We start from the raw sequence: 17,699 nt of genomic DNA on the forward strand, positions 1-17,699 counted from the left end.
GATGATCCTGAAGAACCGCGTCGCCATCGTCACCGGAGCGGGCTCCGGCATCGGCCGGGCCGGTGCGCGCATCATGGCGCGCGAGGGCGCCACCGTCTGCGTCGCCGACCGCGACGAGGCGCGCGCGGCCGAGACCGTCGATTTCATCCGTGCCGACGGCGGCAAGGCCGAGGCGGTCATCGTCGACGTCACCGACGACGTGGAGCTGAAGATGGCGGTCGCGTCCGTGCTGTCGCGCCACGGCCGCGTCGACATCCTGCACAACCATGCCGGCGCGCAGGTCGCCGGCGATCTGGAGAGCGTGCCGCTCGACGGGCTCGACCTCTCCTGGAACCTCAACGTGCGCGCGCACCTGATCGCCGCCCGCCTCGTCATGCCGGCCATGAGGGCGCAGGGCAAGGGCGTCATCCTCAACACGGCCTCCTCCTCCGGCGTGCTCTACGACCGCGAGATGATCGCCTATACGACGACGAAACACGCCGTCATCGCCATGACCAGGCAGATGGCCGGCGACTATGCCCGCCACGGCATCCGCGTCAACGCGCTCTGCCCGGGCTGGGTGGACACGCCCTTCAACGCCCCTTTCATCAGCCAGATGGGCGGACGCGAGGCGATCGAAGGCTATATAAGGGAAAAGGTGCCGATGGGCCGCTGGGCGGATGTCGAGGAGATCGCCGAGCCGATCCTCTTCCTCGTCTCCGACCGGTCAAGCTACATGACCGGCCAGATTCTCGTGGTCGACGGCGGCGAGACCGTGACCTAGAGCATTTCCGGCGAACTCCGGTTCGCCGGAAATGCTCTAGATTCTTGTTTTTCCCGCATTATCCGACACCGAAGCGATCTCGCTCCGGCTGGAAATGCTCTAAGCGCCGACGGCCGCGCCCATCGGTCCCTGATGCACGACGATGCGGGCGTGATAGGGCACGCGCTTGTAGAGGTCGAGCACATCCTGGTTGATCAGCCGCACGCAGCCGGACGACGTCGCCTTGCCGATCGATTTCCATTCCGGCGAGCCGTGCAGGCGGTAGAGCGTGTCCTTGCCGTTCTGGAAGATGTAGAGCGCCCGCGCGCCGAGCGGGTTCTTGATGCCTGGCTCCATGCCGCCGTTCTCGACGGAATACCTGGCAAGGCTCGGCGTGCGCGCGATCATGTCGGCCGGCACCTTCCAGCGCGGCCAGGGCTGGCGCCAGTGGATGATGCCTTCGCCTTCCCAGGCGAAGCCCTCGCGGCCGATGCCGACGCCGTAGCGCATCGCCGTGCCGCCCGGCTCCACCACATAGAGGAAGCGGCCGGGCGTATCGACGACCACCGTGCCCGGCGTCTCGCCGGTCGGGTCCTTCACGCGCTGGCGATAATATTTCGGATCGATTTCCCGGTAGGGAATGGCAGGGATGAGATGGCCGCCATCCTCGACGGCGGCGTAGCGCGCGGCGAGCTCCTCGTCGCTCGCCGGCACGATCGGATAGCTGACCTTCTGCGGAACCGGGGCATTCCTGACCGACGTTTCCGTGGTTGCGCATCCTGCAAGCGTCGCGGCGGCGCCCATGAAAAACGCTCTGCGCGACAATGTGCACACCGTAGGCATTCTCTTTACGATCTCCTTGGGAAGAAAAGGGAGGTTTGTCAGATGGCTAGCCAAACCGCGGGCGGGCTGGCAAGAAACATCGGGATCACTTCTTCGGCATTAGTGCCTGCCCGGCCGGGCGGCCAGTGCACGAAGGACACGGCTCACCGGAAAACGGGGGAAACACGATGGCGCCTGTGGAAATCGACCCTGCCCATGTCCGCGAATTTCCCGGACAGGAAGCGTTCCATCGCTGGCTGGCGGAAAACCACGCCACGGCGCCCGAGGTCTGGATCAAGATCCACAAGCGCGCCTCCGGCCTTGCCTCCATCGATCCCGAGGAGGCGATCGAGGTTGTGCTCTGCTGGGGCTGGATCGACGGCATCCGCAAGGGGCTCGACGAGAAGAGCTTTTTCCAGCGCTACTGCCCGCGGGGCAGGAAGAGCGTGTGGAGCAGGAAGAACGTCGAGACGGTGGGCCGGCTGATTAAGGACGGGCGGATGACCGAACACGGCCTTAAACATGTGGAGGCCGCCAAGGCGGACGGCCGCTGGGACAAGGCCTATGGCAGCGGCAAGGACATGAAGATCCCGCCGGACCTGCAGGCCGCGATCGACGCCGAGCCGGCGGCAAGGGCGATGCTCGGCAGGCTCACCGAGCAGAACCGCTTCGCCCTCGCCTTCCGCGTCCACACGATGAAGACCGAGGCCGGCCGCAGGCGGAAGATCGAGACCTTCGTGGAGATGCTGAAGCGCGGCGAGACGATCTATCCGCAGAAACGGAGGTAGATCGTCCGGCTCATCCGCCTGCCGTCGTCGACAATCAGTCGCGGCTGGCCGAGCGCTGGCCGGCAAGCCAGTTGTGCCAGTCGTTCACGCTGCCGTAGAAGACGTTGAGGTCGATCTTGCCGGTGACGCCGTGCGACAGGCCCGAGCCGGAATACTGCCAGAACACCCAGCGGCGGTTCGGATAGCGCTTGGACGGGTGCGCGGCGACGGAGCGCAGCCAGAACGGATGGTTCGTCAGCTCGCCCGAAAGATTGTCCTCATAGAAATCCGGCGCCGTATAGATGATCGGCCGCTTGCCGTAGTGGCGTTCCAGCATCTCGGAGAAGACGCGGATCTTCTCGACGTACTGAGCGCGCGTGAGACGCTTCTTGCAGCGCGATTCACCGTTGTATTCCGCATCGATGACCGGCGGCAGCGCATCGGGATCCTTCGGCACGTTGCGGATGAACCATTCGGCCTGCGAGCTTGCGACGCGGCACCAGTAGAAGAAGTGGTAGGCGCCGCGCTTGATGCCGGCTTCCTTGGCCTTGCGCCAGTTCTTCTGGAACATCGGATCGAGATGGTCGCCGCCATCCGTCGCCTTGATGAAGGCGAAGTTGGCGCCCTGCATGCGCAGCTTCACCCAGTCGATATCGCCCTGCCAGCGCGAAACGTCGACGCCGTGCACCTGATAATGCTTGGGCGCACGCTTGCCGAAATTGATCGGATGGGCGTCGCGGAACTGCTGGCTGTAGACGCGGGAGCGTTTCCGCGAGCCGCCTTCGGATGCGGGTTCCTCGGCCGTCACGGCCTCCGCCGGCCGTTCGGCGGGAATGGCCGATTGCTGGGTGACGCTCTCGAAGACGTGGGTCCCCGCCGCCGGGCCGGCCCAGGCGAGCATCTCCGCGCCGTCCGCCGTCACCTTGCTCTCGCCGACGGCGACCTCCGGCACGGGGCCGCTCGCCTTCGAAACCGAGGCGGTGGTCTCCGAGGACGGCTTGATGGCGAGCGCCGACACGGGGTTGGAGCTCGACGCACACCCCGTCATGGCGGCACAGGCAAGGAGGACCGTTGTAAGGACCGAAAGACGCATAGGCACCCGCACGCAAAACAAACCGAAGCCCCGCCCTTTCGACACATGGACGGAATTACTAACGGAAGATTACCGCGAAATATTAAATGCAACGTTTACGGCCATCGCGACATTTCAGGGAGTTAGCCCCGCCCGCATCACGATCCCCGCCGGCTGCCCTTCACAAATGCGTGTCCGCGCGGCGAAAGCCGGTAGCCGACGGCAAGGCTCTCCGTCAGCCCCAGTTCCTTGAGCTGCCGGATCTTCCGCTTGAGCGCCAGCTTTTCCACGCCGAGCCGTTCGGCCATCTCCGCGGCGGTGCGCCGGTCCCTTTCCGCGATCATGGCAAGCACCGCGCGTGTCCACGGTACCGCACGGTCGAGCGCGTCCAGCCGGGCGTCCAGCGCGGCGATATCGGACGGACCAACCGTATCGTTTTCACGCAGGCTTTCCCGCGGGTCCTTGCCCGCGACATGGAAGGCGATCCGGTAAAGCTGCCCCTCCGGCCGGAGGTCGCCAAGCAGGTCGGCCCGTGCGGCATAACCGGCCGCCCGCACATCCGCGTCGGGAACGGTGTGAATATCCACGGCCGCGACACTGTCGATAGCGAGCACACCCACGGCGGTGCGCAGCGTGCCGCCGGCGCGCACTGTCGGCCTCGACCAGCGGCGGAAGGCGAGCGTCACCTCGCCCCTGCCGATCCTTTCAAGCATGTCCGCCTTGAACAGCATCGCCCCTCGCCGGCATCAACCCACCGTCACGTAGCCGATGCCCTTCTTCGCGATCTCGTCGAGCGATTCGTCATAACCGGCATCGGCATAGCGGATGACGCCGAGCGACGTGTCGTTCGTCAAGGCGTGTTCCAGCCGTTCCGCACCGTCCGCCGTGCCGTCGGCGACGAGCGTCACGCCGCAGCTCGTCATATAGCCCGCATAACCGCCGCCGCCCGAATGGATGACGACGAGATCGGCCATGGAGGAGGAGAGCAGCATGGCGTCGAGCAGCGGCCAGTCGGCAATGGCGTCCGAGCCGTCCTTCATGCGCTCGGTCATGATGTTCGGGTGCGCCATGGCCCCGGCATCGAGATGGTCGCGCGAAAAGGCGACCGGCCCCTTCAGTTCGCCGGCCGCCACCAGCCGGTTGACCGCCAGCGCCAGCGCCGTGCGCTCGCCGTGGCCGAGCCAGGCGATGCGCGCCGGCAGGCCCTCGAAGGGCACGTTGTCCCGCGCCAGCCGGATCCAGTTGGTGACGATCCCGTTGTCCGGGAACATCTCCAGGACGAGATCGTCGATCCGCGCGATGTCGCTCTCCGCGCCGGACAGCGCCATCCAGCGGAACGGCCCGATGGCCCGCGCGAAGAGCGGCCGCAGATAGGCCTCGGTGAAGATCGGGATGTCGAAGGCATCGGCGACGCCCCCTTCCCGCGCCTGCGTGCGGATCAGGTTGCCGTTATCGAACACCTCGGCGCCCTGCCTCTGGAATTCCAGCATGGCCGAGACATGCTCGACGATGGAGGCGCGGCTTGCCGCCATCAACTGCCCCTGCCCGTCGTCGCGCAGGCCCCGCACCTGGTCGAGGCTCATGCCCTTCGGCACATAGCCGTAGACGAGATCGTGCGCCGAGGTCTGGTCGGTGACGATGTCGGGCACGATGCCGCGCCGGGCGATCTCCGGATAGATTTCCGCCGCATTGCCGACGAGCCCGATCGAAGTCGCGCGCTTCTCCTTCACGGCTTCGTCGATCATCCTGAGCGCCGTATCGAGGTCCGGCGCGACATGCTCCAGATAGCCGACGGCCTTGCGCGCCGCCGCGCGCGCCGGATCGATATCGACGCAGAGGATGGCCGCCCCCGCCATGCGGCCGGCGAGCGGCTGCGCGCCGCCCATGCCGCCGAGGCCGGCCGTCAGGATGAAGCGGCCGGCGAGGCTGCCGCCGAAGCGCTTCTCCGCGATGCGCATGAAGATCTCGTAGGTGCCCTGGATGACGCCCTGACTGCCGATATACTGCCAGGCCCCGGCCGTCAGCCCACCCCAGCAGATCAGCCCCTTGCGCTGGAGCTCGTAGAATACCTCGGCCTTCGCCCATTGCCCGACGATGTTGCAGTTCGCCATGATGACGAGCGGCGCCTTGGCATGGGTCTTCAGCAGGCCGACCGGCTTGCCGGACTGGATGACCAGCGTCTGGTCCTCGTCCATCTCCGTTAGCGCCTTGACGATGGCCCTGTGCGCCGCCCAGTTGCGCGCCGCCTTGCCGAGCGCGGCATAGACGATGAGATTGTCCGGATCCTCGCCGACCGACAGAACGTTCTCGAGAAGCCGCAAAAGCCCCTCCTGCCGCCAGCCCCTGGCGCGCAAAACATCGCCGCTCGGGATCGGATAGTTCGGATGGCGCGGATTGGGCTTGGGCATGGTCGTCTCCTCAGCGTTCATGGGGAGGTTCACCCCCCTCTGCCCTGCCGGGCATCTCCCCCACGAGGGGAGAGATCGGCTGGACGCGATGGCATCTCTTCATTTGCAACGGCAGCGTGAGGCTAGACGTTGCCTCTCCAATCTTCCCCCTTGTGGGGGAGATGCCCGGCAGGGCAGAGGGGGGTGCAGCCGCACCCGTCCGCTTAAACCGTCGTCTCCAGCGCATACCGCGCCAGCTCGATCCCCATCGCCTTCTCCACCGACGGATAGACGGTCGGATCGAGCACGCTGGAGGCGAGCGGGATGATCGTCTTCGGCACGTGCAAGACGAACACCGTCATGCCGGCCTCAAGCTGGCCGACGCTGAGCGGCTCGCCCTCGGGCGAGAGCGTGGTGATGACGTCGGGGTACGTGGCGAGGCGCTTTCCGCCCGCCGATTCCACCGCCATGTATTCGTTCATCACATGCAGCACGGAGGCATCGTCCCCCCTGCCGACCGTCACCGTGCCGATGTCGAAGGCTTCCTTCGTGTAGACCACCGACTTGTCCGTGATGACACCCTCGGACAGGATCGAGCCGCCCGTCGTCCTGACGATGGCGTCGATGATCGCCGCACCGCCCTTGCCCTCGGCGGCGATGATCGCCTCGCCGAGCTCCAGGGCCAGCGAGATGCCGCCGAGCGCCGCGTTCCTGCGCACATAGGAGGCGCGCAAGGGATTGCGGCAGGAGGCGATGAAGCCGCCGGACATGTCGGAGGCCGTGCGCAGGATCGGCGAGACCTTCGCGGTCGCGCCGCGCACGACGAGCTCGATATAGCGGTTCTCGTCGCGGTTTCCCCCGACGGCGGTCTGGATCATCTGCTCGGGCGAGCCTGCCATGCCGATCGACCCCATGTCCCCGGTCGGATGCGCCCGCATGTCGCCGACGGCGTCGAGCACCTTCGTGCCGAGGATCGCCGCGGGCAGCCAGCCGTTGAGCGTCGAGGACTTGCCGTTCTGCCCGACCATCAGCGCCGCGACCTTCTCGCCGAGCGCGTCCTGCAGAAGCTCCACCGCCTTCACATAGTCGACGCCGCGCATTTCCCAGGGCGTGGTGGAGGCCGGCGCGCCGATGGCGGCGGCGGTCGCCACCCAGTCGTCATCGGACAATTCATCGATGGAGACCAGCTCCGGCTTGCCGATCGAGACGGCGGCATAGCCGAGCATGCGGCCATGGTCCGCCCAGCCGCCGCCGCCGGCTGCATAGACCGAGCCGCCCTTGACCGCCGCCTCGACGTCTTTTTCCTTTAAGATCCGGCCCATCGGGCGTCCTCCTGACTCAATGTCTTATCCAGTTGAATCACCGCGTTAAAAAGCACCGCCGCGCCGAGCGCGATATCGTCCGTCTCGGCGAACTCCTCCGGCGCATGGCTGCGCCCGCCAAGGCACGGCACGAAGATCATCGCCGCCCGCGTCACCTTCGCCAGGAAGGCCGTGTCATGCCCGGCGCCGGAGGCCATGCGGCGATGGCTTGCGCCGGCCATCTCGCAGGCCGCATCCAGCACATCGAGCAGCAGCGGATCGCCGGGCGTCGGCATGTTGTCGGAGAGGCGGCGCGGCGGCGCGATGAGCGTGCCGGTCTCCCGTGCGAGCTGCTCCGCCATCTGCTCGACGGAGGCGGCAAAAACATCCATCGTGGTGCGGTGCTCGGCCCGCGCGTCGATCAACAGGCGCGCGCGCGACGGCACGACATTGGCCGCGTTCGGCGCGATGGAGAATTCGCCGACGGTCGCCGTGAAATGCCCCGGCCCTTCCGAGAGCGACTTCGCCAGCGCCTCGATGCCCGTTACCAGCCGCGCGGCGGCCGCAAGCGCATCGGCGCGCGCGCCCATCGGCGTCGTGCCGGCATGGTCCGCCCGGCCCTCGACGATGATCTCGATGCGCGTGATGCCGGCGATCGCCGTCACCACGCCGATATCCAGTTTCTCCGTTTCCAGCACCGGCCCCTGCTCGATATGCAGTTCGAGGAAGGCCGCGATGTCCTTGCGGGCCTGCGCCTGCAGGCGCGCCGGATCGCCGCCGATATCGCGAATGCCCTGCTCCAGCGTCAGGCCGCCGCTCTCGCACGCCAGCCAGTCCGCCGGCAGGACGCCGGCCATGCCGCGGCTGCCGATGCAGGAGACGCCGAAGATCGACACTTCCTCGGCAAGGAAATCGACGACCTCCAGGTCATGGTCGAGTTCGATCCCCTGGTACGCAAGGGCGCGGGCGACTTCCAGCGCCACCGCCACGCCGGCGATGCCGTCGTAACGCCCGCCATCCGGCACCGTGTCGGAATGGGAGCCGAGCATGATCGTGCCGAGGCCCGGTTTCCTGCCCGGCCGGCGGGCGATGAGATTGCCCGCGGCGTCGATGCGCGTTTCGAGCCCGGCCGCCCGAAACCTCTGGTCAAGAAAATCCCGCCCCGCCGGGAACAGAGCGGTAAAGGCACGCCGTGTGTAGGGCCGGCCGGGCTCGGTGAGCCGGGCAAGCCCGTCGATCACATCCTCTATGCGGGCGGGATCGACCGGCAGATTGGTTCGCGGCGCCGCCATCAGCGGCCACCTGCGGAAACGAGCGTCGGCAACGGGCGCACGAAGGCGCCGGACCCGGGTTCGGCGAGCACCCGTTTGCCGTCGAAGGCGAGCTTGCCGCGCAGCCAGGTCGCCGAGACGCGCCACGGCAGGCGGATGCCGTTATAGGGCGACCAGCCGACGACGTTGTGGCCGCTCGCCGCCGCGTCATAGCTATAGGGCTCGGGCGTCAGCACGGCGATGTCCGCGTCCTTGCCGGCTTCGAGCGCGCCCTTCACATGATCGAGCCGGAAATGCCGGGCGGGGTTCAGCGCCATCAGCTCGGCCGCCCGCGTCAGCGGAATGCCGCGCTCCAGCGCGCCCTTGACGAAGAGCGGCACCATGACCTCCAGCCCCGGCACGCCGGAAGCGTTGGCCAGCATGTCCGGATTGGTCTTGCGGTCCTCCGACCAGCTCACATGGTCGGTGGAGACGAGCGTCACATTGCCCGCGGCGACGTGCCGCCAGAGCTTTTCGACCTCGGCGCGCGGGCGGATCGGCGGGTTGATCTTCGCCTTGCCGCCGAGCCGGGCGACGTCGTTCTCCTCATCGAGCGTGAGATAGTGGATGCAGCACTCGATGGTCGCCCGAAACCCCTGCGCGCGATAGGCGCTGGCGATCTCGTAGCCCCGGCCGAGCGAGCAATGCACCACATGGGCCGGGCAGCCGGTTGCCGCGCCGGTCTCGTAGATCTGGTTGGAGGCGATGAGTTCCGTCAGCGGCGGGCGCGACAGGCCATGGGCGCGGTAGTCCGTGATGCCGGCCGCCTTCACCCTGGCGATCGCGGCGCGCACCGCCTCGTCGTCCTCGTTGTGCACGCCGGCCGTCAGACCGGTCGGGGCGATGGCGCGGAAGCAATCCTCCAGCAGCGCCGCCGGGATGCGCGGAAAGCGCTTCGGGTCCGTGCCGAAGGTGGAGAACTTGAAGGCCGCGACACCCGCCTCGACCATTTCCCCGATCCGCGCCGGCCCCTCCTGCGGATCGACCGTGCCGTAGAGCGCGAAATCGACGCGCGCCTGCGGCCCGGCATGGTCCACCTTGCGCCGCACGGCCTCGGCCGAGCACACGAGGTTGCCCTCGTCATAGGGCATGTCGACGATGGTGGTGACGCCGCCCGCCGCCGCCGAACGCGTCGACCAGATGAAATCCTCCTGGTTCTTCTGCGACAGCGAATGCACCTGCGCGTCGATCGCGCCGGGCAGGATCAGCGCGCCCGAAAGGTCGTGCCGCTCCCTCGCCGCCGGCATGGCCCCCTGGCCGACATGCGCCACCTTGCCGTCACGCACGGCGACATGGCCGCCGTCGACGATGCGATCCGCCAGGACCACGGTGCCTTTCAGGACGAGATCGAAATCGGCCATGGTCTGTCTCCGTCAGGGCTTGAGGGCGAAGAAGGCGTCGAATTGCGCCATGGGCGCGGCCTCGACGAAGGCGGCAAGCGCCTCGGGGCTGGCAAGATCGCGGTCGAGCGCCTCGATCTCGGCGGAAAGCGGCCGGTCCTTGCGGTAGAACGGGCTGATCGCCCGCGTGCGCTGGTAGGCGATGGCGACGACGCCGGCGACATTGTCGCCGGCAAGGTCGATCGCCTGGGCGGAGAGCATGGCTTCGAGGGCGGCGAGCTGGCGGAGGTCCCGCACCTGGCTCTCCATGCGCTCGACGATCAGCGGCAGGAAGGTCGCCTCCTCCTCCAGCCCGCCGGCGACGACGATGGACTGCGCCGAGATCGGCACCGCCAGCGACTGGATGCGCATGTAGAGCTCCACCGCGAGCTTCAGCAGCGGCCCGAAGCCCGTCGCCGTCTCGCCGGGCGCCACGAGGTTGACCGGCAGGTTGCGGCGCACGCCGTTGGCGAGCAGCACGCAGCGGTTCAGCACGTTGCGCGCAAGATGGGCGAACCCCGTCTGCGCCGCCTCGACATAGAGCGTCGTCGAGAGCGGCAGCGAGCCGCCGGAGGCCATGACGTGGTTGTCGAGCACGACCGGATTGTCGTCGGACTGCGCCGTCGCCTCGACGATGCGCTCGGCGGCGTTCATCAGCGTATCGAGGCAGGCGCCGAAGACCTGCGCGGTCATGCGCAGGCTGAGCGGATCGTGGATCGCCGACGGTTTCGGCCAATGGCCGGAGGCGGCCTGCGCCTCGAACCAGGTGCCGGCAAGTGCCTCGCCATGGGCCGAGAGCCTTGCCGCCACGCGCCAGGGATCGGCCGAGGCGCCGAGCGCCAGCGAGGAGAGAACGCCCGTCACCATGAGGTTGCGGATCGCCATCGCCGCCTCGCGCACCACATTGGCCGCCGCGGCATGCGAGATGGCATTGACGCTGAGGGCGGCCAGCGCATCGCGCGGCTGCATGCGATAGGGTTGGAGGCCGGCGCGCTTCAGCGCCTCCAGGGCCGGCAGGCGTTCGCCGCCGTACCACGCCTCGCCCTCGCCGGTCAGGACCGACGCGATCTGGCCCATCAGGCCGATATCGGCGCACCCCATCGAGCCATGCCGGCGCACGACGGGCACGACATCCCGTTCGAGCAGCCCGAGCAGGGCGTCGATCAGCTCCGGGCTGCAGCCGGAATAGCCGCCGAGCGCCGTGTTGACGCGAATGCCCATTGCCTTGCGCACGATCGGCAGCGTGAAGGGCTCGCCGGTGCCGAAATGGTGGGCCCTCACCAGGCTGTTGTTGAACTCGATGAGGTCGTCGGCCGTCCAGAGCTTGTCCTTCATCGAGCCGACGCCGGTATTCGCGCCGTAGATCGGCAGGCCCGTGGCGAGGCGATCGGTGATGACGCGGCGCGACGTGCCGACACGCCCCATGCCGATCTCGCAGGCCACCGGCCGACGCGCAGCCGTGCCGATCGCCTCCAGCGTCGCGAAATCGAGCGGCTGGCCGGTCAGATAGAGCGTGTCGGCGGAAGCGAGCATTTTCAAAAAGCCTGTCTCGAACGGCAATTCCGGCAAAAGCGCCTGTCCGGAATGCGTAAAACCGAATGCGGATGTTATGCGGAACGCGGCCCGAACCCATATCCCAAAATCCGTACGGTTCATGCTATGAACCGTACAGACGGAAAACCCGAAGGAGCCGCCCGTGGATCTATCCACGCTTCGCCTTGTGCACAGCATTCTCGAAGAACGCGGCATCCGCAGGGCGGCGGCCGCGGAAGGACGCCCCGCCTCCAGCGCCAGCGCGGCGCTGCGCCGGATGGAGGCCGTGCTGTCGGTGCCGCTGGTGCGCCGCGACGGGCAGGCGCTCGTGCCGACGCTCGACGCCGAGGCCCGCCTGCCGCGCTTTGCCGAAATCGCCGAAGCGGCCGCCGCGCTCGCCGCCCTCGGCAAAGGCGGGGAAACGAGGCCGGCCGTCTCGCTCGCCGCCCTTTCCCGCTTTTCCGCGACGGCCCGCGCCGGCAGCATCAACAGCGCCGCCAAGTCCCTCGGCCTCGGCCAGCCGCAGCTCACCCGCCAGCTCAGCCATCTGGAGGCGGCGATCGGCTGCAAGCTCCTCGCGCGTTCGGCGACGGGCATCACCTGCACGCCCGCGGGCCTGGAAGCGCTGGCGCTCGCAGAACGCATCGGCGCGGCCTGGGAGTCCCTCTCCACCGCATCGGCCGAACGGTTCCGCCGCAGCGCCGCCACCTGGCGGCTCGGCGCGATCATCCCCTTCGGCCATGAAAGCGAGATCGCCGCCATGCTCGCCCGCCTCGCCGTGGCGTGGCGCGCGGCGCGGCCCCGCCAGCCGCTCTTCCTCTCCTCCACCACGGCGGACGAACTGGTCTCGGGCCTGAAAAACCGCCGCTTCGACCTGATCCTGCTCGACACCGACCGCTACCCCGCCGAATTCGAAGGCAGCCTGATCGGCCGCTCCCGGCTGGCGCTTGCCGGCCCGCGCAGGCTGGACAGCGCCGAGAAGCAGGATTTCGCCACGCTGCTATGCCAGTACCCGATCGCCGTGCCGAGCCCGCGCAGCGGCCTGCGGCAGATGACCGACCGCTTCCTCGAAGCGACGCTTTCCCCCGCCGAGCGCACCCGCCTGACGCTGGTCGAGGTGGATTCGATCCCCGTCATCATCAACCTCGTGCTCGGCCACGGCCATCTCTCGGTGCTGCCGGAGCACTCCGTCGCCAACATCAAGCCGCCGCCGGCGCTGCTGCCGCTCGATGACGCCTACCAGCAATCGCTGAGCCTCGTCTGGCCGCGCGACGCGCTTTCCCGCAAGGCCGCCGAGACGATGCTCGCGCTTCTGACGAAAACCTAGCCCTTCGCCCCGGCCCTCAGCCGGCGACGGGTCTCCGTCGGGCTCTCGTGATAATGCGCCCGGTAGCTGCGCGAGAAGGCGGAGGAGGAGTTGAAGCCGGTGAGCGCCGCGATATCGGCGAACTCGGCCCTCGTCTCGATGACCTTGCGGCGGGCGGCGTTGAGGCGGAGCGCGAGATAGTGCTGGTGCGGCGCGACGCCCATCGTCTCCTGGAACAGGTCCTGGAGATGGCGCGCGCTGACGCCGACGCGCTTTGCAAGCCGCGTCAGGGTGAGCGGCGCGTCCACCGTCTCCTCCATCAGCCGCACCGCCTGGCTGACGCGCTGGTCGGCGACGCGCATGTTGCCGAGCGCCGGCACCTGCAACAGGCCGCCGGTGCGCTCGTGCTCGTAGATGAAGAGCCGCGAGACTTCGAGCGCCAGCGAATAGCCCTGCCGGCGGCGGATGATCTCCAGCATCAGGTCGAGCGTCGGCAGCGAGCCGCCGGTGGTGATGCGCTTGCCGTCGATGACGTAGCGCTGCCGCTCGACGTCGATCTGCGGATAGGCGGAGGCGAATTCCTCCATGTCCTCCCAATGGATCGTCACGGAGTGGCCGTCGAGCAGGCTCGCCTCGGCAAGCAGCCAGCTGCCCGATTCGATGCCGGCCATGGCGATGCGGTGGCGGGCGGTCTGCGAGAGCTGGCGGCGCAACAAAGGCGTCGCACTCATCTGCCATTGATAGCTCGACAGCACGAAAAGCGGCTGGGTCTCCCGCTCCGGCCGGAACGGACCGTCCACCGGCACGGGGATGCGGCTGCGCGTTTCGACCGGCAGGCCGTCGGGCGAGAAAATCCGCCAGCGGTAAAGGTCCTGGCCGGAGATGCGGTTGGCGGCGCGCAGGGGCTCGATGACCGAGGCGACGAGGATGAGGTTCGTCTCGGGCAGGACGAGAATATCGATGTCGAGCGTTTCGGAGGAGGGATCCAGCATGCGGCAATCCTGCGGCTCCGTCTCCCGAATTGTCAAGGATGGATCCGAAAAGTGAAAGCACTGCGCCTTCTCTTGGCTCGTAATGGCTTCAACGAGAATACTGGGAGAACGACAATGCCCCTAGCGATGAACCGCGACGTTTTCATCACCTGCGCCGTCACCGGCTCCGGCGACACCGCCGGCAAATCCCCCCATGTGCCGCGCTCGCCGAGAGAGATCGCCGAATCGGCGATCGAGGCCGCCAAGGCCGGCGCCGCCGTCGTGCACTGCCATGTGCGCGATCCGGAAACCGGCGCGCCGAGCCGCCGCAACGACCTCTACCGCGAGGTGACCGAGCGCATCCGCGACGCGGAAGTCGACGTGGTGCTGAACCTCACCGCCGGCATGGGCGGCGACATGATCTTCGGCAACACCGAGCAGCCGCTGCCGCTCAATCCCAACGGCACCGACATGGCCGGCGCGACGGAGCGCGTCTCCCACGTCGCCGAATGCCTGCCGGAAATCTGTACGCTCGATTGCGGCACGATGAACTTCTCGCTCGGCGACTACGTGATGACCAACACGCCGTCCATGCTGCGCGCCATGGGCCGGATGATGACCGATCTCGGCGTGCGCCCGGAGATCGAGGCCTTCGACACCGGCCATCTCTGGTTCGCCAAGCAGCTCGTCGAGGAAGGCGTCATCGAGGATCCGGTGCTCATCCAGCTCTGCATGGGCATTCCGTGGGGCGCGCCCGACGACCTCAACACCTTCATGGCGATGGTCAACAACGTGCCCTCGAACTGGACCTTCTCGGCCTTCTCCATCGGCCGCAACGCCATGGCCTATCCGGCCGCGGCGGTGCTTGCCGGCGGCAATGTCCGCGTCGGCCTGGAGGACAACCTCTATGTCGGCAAGGGCCAGCTCGCCACCAATGCGCAGCTCGTCGACAAGGCCGTCAACATCATCGAGAGCATGGGAGCCCGGGTCATCGGCCCGGCCGACGTGCGCGAGAAGCTGAAGCTTACGAAGCGGGCACCGCGGGGCTGACGGACCGGGTTGCCCCTCACCCTAGCCCTCTCCCCGCAAGCAGGGAGAGGGGACCTGCCAGACCGGACGTTCGGGACGGAGGAAAACGGCGCGGCATATCCCTTCTCCTCGCTCGCGGGGAGAAGGTGGCGGCAGCCGGATGAGGGGCAACAAACCGCGCACACGGAAAAGAACATGAGGGAACGCACAGCATGACCACCATCACCAAGGCAGCCTGTGTCGGCGGCGGCGTCATCGGCGGCGCATGGGTCGCCCGCTTCGCGCTGGCCGGCATCGACGTGAACATCTTCGATCCGCATCCGGAAGCCGAACGCATCATCGGCGAGGTGATGGCCAATGCCGAGCGCGCCTATGGCATGCTCACCATGGCCCCGCTGCCGCCGAAGGGGAAGATCACCTTCTGCAAGAGCCTGGAAGAAGCCGTGCAAGACGCTGACTGGATTCAGGAAAGCGTGCCCGAGCGGCTGGAGCTGAAGCGCGGCGTGCTGACGAAGATCGACGCGGCGGCAAAGCCCGACGCCCTCATCGGCTCCTCCACGTCGGGCCTGATGCCGACAGACCTCCAGCGCGACATGAAGCATCCCGAACGCCTGTTCGTCGCGCATCCCTACAATCCCGTCTACCTGCTGCCGCTCGCCGAACTCGTCGGCGGCCAGAAGACGTCGCGCGCCGTCTTGGAAGACGCCAAGGCCAAGCTCGCGCCGATCGGCATGAAGGGCGTGATCATCAACAAGGAGATCGAGGCCTTCGTCGGCGACCGCCTGCTGGAAGCCGTCTGGCGCGAGGGCCTCTGGCTCATCAAGGACGACATCTGCGACACCGAGACGCTCGACGACGTGATCCGCTATTCGTTCGGCATGCGCTGGGCGCAGATGGGCATGTTCGAGACCTACCGCATCGCCGGCGGCGAAGCGGGCATGCGCCACTTCCTCGCCCAGTTCGGCCCCTGCCTCTCCTGGCCCTGGACGAAGCTGACCGACGTCGTCGACCTCGACGACGCGCTCGTCGAAAAGATCGCCGGCCAGTCGGACGCCCAGTCCGGCGCGCGCGGCATCCGCGAGCTGGAACGCATCCGCGACCAGAATCTCGTCGGCATCATGCACGCGCTGAAGGCGGGCGACGAAGGCCGTGGCTGGGGTTCGGGCAAGCTGCTCGCCGAGTTCGAGGCGCATCTCTGGGCCAAGGCCGGCAAGGCGAAGGTCGAGGTGTCCGCAAGCGAACCGCTGCGCCTCGTCGACACCAGGGTCAACGCCGCCTGGGTCGACTACAACGGCCACATGACGGAGCACCGCTATCTCCAGCTCTTCGGCGACACGACCGACGCGCTGCTGCGGCTGGTCGGCGTCGACTTCGCCTATGTCGAGGCCGGCCACAGCTACTACACGGTGGAGACCCATATCCGCCATCTCGGCGAGGCCAAGCTCGGCCAGGCGCTCTACACGACGCTGCAGCTGCTCTCCTTCGACAACAAGCGCATGCACTACTTCACCCGCATCCACGACGCGGCGACGGGCGACGTCATCGCGACGGCCGAGCAGATGGTGCTGCATGTCGATTCGAAAGCCGGCAGGAGCGTCGACGCGCCCGCCGAGGTACTGGCGAAGATCGCGCCGATCGCCGAAGCCCATACCGGGTTGCCGAAGCCGGACGGCGCAGGCCGCAGCGTCGGGCAAAGAAAGAACTGACGACGCGAGCCGCCACCCCCCTCTGCCCTGCCGGGCATCTCCCCCTCAAGGGGGGAGATCGGCAAGGGGCAAGGCGGTGCCACAATCAATCTCCCCCCTTGAGGGGGAGATGCCCGGCAGGGCAGAGGGGGGTGGCCACAAATGGCACCTCTCACGAAAAGAGTATGGGGAGGACTTTTCCATGAACTTCGCATTGACCGACGAACAGCAGATGATCGTGGATACGGTCCGCGCCTTCGTCGAAACGGAAATCTATCCGCACGAAAACGAGGTCGAGCGCACCGGCCATGTGCCGCCGGAGCTCGGCCGGGAGATCGCCCGCAAGTGCAAGGAGATCGGCTTCTTCGGCTGCAACATGCCGGAGGAAGTGGGCGGCGCCGGCCTCGACCACACCTCCTTCACGCTCGTCGAGCGCGAGCTCGGCCGCGGCTCCATGGCGCTGACCGTGTTCTTCGGCCGCCCCTCCGGCATCCTGATGGCCTGCAACGACGAGCAGCGCGAAAAATACCTGCTGCCCGCCGTCAGCGGCGAGAAATTCGACGCCCTCGCCATGACCGAGCCGGATGCCGGCTCGGACGTGCGCGGCATGAAGTGCTTTGCCCGCAAGGACGGCGACGACTGGATCGTCAACGGCACGAAACACTTCATCAGCCACGCCAACATCGCCGATTTCGTCATCGTCTTCATCGCCACCGGCGAGGAGGACACGCCGCGCGGCAGGAAGAAGCTGATCACCTGCTTCCTCGTCGACCGCGGCACGCCCGGCTTCGAGATCCGCGACGGCTACAATTCGGTCTCGCACCGCGGCTACAAGAACTGCATCCTCAATTTCGACGAATGCCGCCTGCCCTCCGCCCAGATCCTCGGCGAGGTGCACAAGGGTTTCGACATCGCCAACGACTGGCTCTACGCGACGCGCCTCACCGTCGCCGCCACCTCGGTCGGCCGCGCCCGCCGCGCCTTCGACTACGCCCTCAACTACGCCGCCGAGCGCAAGCAGTTCGGCAAGCCGATCGGCGCGAACCAGGGCGTCTCCTTCAAGCTCGCCGACATGATCACCGAGATCGATGCCGCCGACCTCCTGACGCTGTCGGCCGCCTGGCGGCTCGACCAGGGCCTGCCGTCGAACCGCGAGATCGCCTCGGCAAAGGTCTACGCCACGGAAATGCTCGCCCGCGTCACCGACGAGGCGATCCAGATCTTCGGCGGCATGGGCCTGATGGACGACCTGCCGCTCGCCCGCTTCTGGCGCGATGCCCGCGTCGAGCGCATCTGGGACGGCACGTCGGAAATCCAGCGGCACATCATCAGCCGCGACCTGCTCCGGCCGCTGGGGGCGTGAGCATGGCGAATCCCGGATTTGCCCCTCACCCT

Annotated in this window: 15 protein-coding genes; 6 read left to right on the forward strand and 9 right to left on the reverse strand. The window is 67.5% G+C overall.

Features of this window, described 5'->3' with window-relative positions:
- The first annotated feature begins 1 nt into the window (after nucleotide 1).
- On the forward strand, nucleotides 2-763 hold the full coding sequence (locus AABF56_RS10635; protein ID WP_272805889.1) for an SDR family NAD(P)-dependent oxidoreductase: 762 nt from the start codon (nucleotides 2-4) through the stop codon (nucleotides 761-763).
- Nucleotides 764-862: 99 nt separating this feature from the next.
- On the opposite strand, the gene AABF56_RS10640 is transcribed toward AABF56_RS10635, so the two are convergent.
- Complete coding sequence (locus AABF56_RS10640) at nucleotides 863-1,585, reverse strand: L,D-transpeptidase (RefSeq protein ID WP_244766835.1); 723 nt, start codon at nucleotides 1,583-1,585, stop codon at nucleotides 863-865.
- Between the two features lie 167 nt (nucleotides 1,586-1,752).
- On the opposite strand from AABF56_RS10640, the gene AABF56_RS10645 reads away from it, so the two are divergent.
- Entirely contained in the window at nucleotides 1,753-2,352 is a 600-nt protein-coding gene (locus AABF56_RS10645; RefSeq protein WP_272805890.1) for a YdeI/OmpD-associated family protein, read from the forward strand.
- A gap of 34 nt (nucleotides 2,353-2,386) precedes the next feature.
- On the opposite strand, the gene AABF56_RS10650 is transcribed toward AABF56_RS10645, so the two are convergent.
- The 7 genes from AABF56_RS10650 to AABF56_RS10680 form a co-directional block, all read right to left on the reverse strand.
- A complete protein-coding gene (locus AABF56_RS10650) occupies nucleotides 2,387-3,424 on the reverse strand; it encodes a glycoside hydrolase family 25 protein (protein ID WP_272805891.1) in 1,038 nt (345 codons plus the stop codon).
- 137 nt (nucleotides 3,425-3,561) lie between these two features.
- On the reverse strand, nucleotides 3,562-4,134 hold the full coding sequence (locus tag AABF56_RS10655) for a hypothetical protein (RefSeq protein ID WP_272805892.1): 573 nt from the start codon (nucleotides 4,132-4,134) through the stop codon (nucleotides 3,562-3,564).
- A 15-nt stretch (nucleotides 4,135-4,149) separates the two neighbouring features.
- Nucleotides 4,150-5,811 (reverse strand): urocanate hydratase, encoded by a 1,662-nt coding sequence (locus AABF56_RS10660; RefSeq protein WP_272805893.1) that lies wholly within the window; start codon nucleotides 5,809-5,811, stop codon nucleotides 4,150-4,152.
- 203 nt (nucleotides 5,812-6,014) lie between these two features.
- Entirely contained in the window at nucleotides 6,015-7,112 is a 1,098-nt protein-coding gene (locus tag AABF56_RS10665) for a DUF917 domain-containing protein (protein ID WP_272805894.1), read from the reverse strand.
- Nucleotides 7,097-8,383, reverse strand: coding sequence for a Zn-dependent hydrolase (locus tag AABF56_RS10670; protein WP_272805895.1), 1,287 nt, complete (start codon nucleotides 8,381-8,383; stop codon nucleotides 7,097-7,099). Before AABF56_RS10670 ends, AABF56_RS10665 begins: the two co-directional genes overlap by 16 nt.
- Entirely contained in the window at nucleotides 8,383-9,762 is a 1,380-nt protein-coding gene (locus AABF56_RS10675) for a dihydroorotase (protein WP_272805896.1), read from the reverse strand. Before AABF56_RS10675 ends, AABF56_RS10670 begins: the two co-directional genes overlap by 1 nt.
- A gap of 12 nt (nucleotides 9,763-9,774) precedes the next feature.
- The gene (locus tag AABF56_RS10680) at nucleotides 9,775-11,313 is read right to left on the reverse strand and encodes an aromatic amino acid lyase (RefSeq protein WP_272805897.1); all 1,539 of its coding nucleotides are present in this window, start codon (nucleotides 11,311-11,313) and stop codon (nucleotides 9,775-9,777) included.
- A 163-nt stretch (nucleotides 11,314-11,476) separates the two neighbouring features.
- Between AABF56_RS10680 and AABF56_RS10685 the strand changes: the two genes are divergently transcribed.
- Complete coding sequence (locus AABF56_RS10685; protein WP_272805898.1) at nucleotides 11,477-12,640, forward strand: LysR family transcriptional regulator; 1,164 nt, start codon at nucleotides 11,477-11,479, stop codon at nucleotides 12,638-12,640.
- Here the strand turns inward: AABF56_RS10685 and AABF56_RS10690 are convergent.
- Nucleotides 12,637-13,611: a GlxA family transcriptional regulator gene (locus AABF56_RS10690; RefSeq protein ID WP_064330625.1), complete on the reverse strand. Its 975-nt coding sequence runs from the start codon at nucleotides 13,609-13,611 to the stop codon at nucleotides 12,637-12,639. The two genes, AABF56_RS10685 and AABF56_RS10690, sit on opposite strands and share 4 nt — an antisense overlap.
- A gap of 114 nt (nucleotides 13,612-13,725) precedes the next feature.
- Between AABF56_RS10690 and AABF56_RS10695 the strand changes: the two genes are divergently transcribed.
- The 3 genes from AABF56_RS10695 (at nucleotide 13,726) to AABF56_RS10705 (ending at nucleotide 17,667) form a co-directional block, all read left to right on the forward strand.
- Entirely contained in the window at nucleotides 13,726-14,640 is a 915-nt protein-coding gene (locus tag AABF56_RS10695) for a 3-keto-5-aminohexanoate cleavage protein (RefSeq protein ID WP_244766845.1), read from the forward strand.
- A 191-nt stretch (nucleotides 14,641-14,831) separates the two neighbouring features.
- Nucleotides 14,832-16,325, forward strand: a complete 1,494-nt coding sequence (locus AABF56_RS10700) for a carnitine 3-dehydrogenase (protein ID WP_272805899.1) — start codon at nucleotides 14,832-14,834, stop codon at nucleotides 16,323-16,325.
- 181 nt (nucleotides 16,326-16,506) lie between these two features.
- Nucleotides 16,507-17,667, forward strand: a complete 1,161-nt coding sequence (locus AABF56_RS10705) for an acyl-CoA dehydrogenase family protein (RefSeq protein ID WP_272805900.1) — start codon at nucleotides 16,507-16,509, stop codon at nucleotides 17,665-17,667.
- Nucleotides 17,668-17,699: the final 32 nt, after the last annotated feature.

It is taken from the genome of Shinella sp. WSC3-e (genome assembly GCF_945994535.1).
In the GTDB taxonomy this organism is placed as follows: domain Bacteria; phylum Pseudomonadota; class Alphaproteobacteria; order Rhizobiales; family Rhizobiaceae; genus Shinella; species Shinella yambaruensis.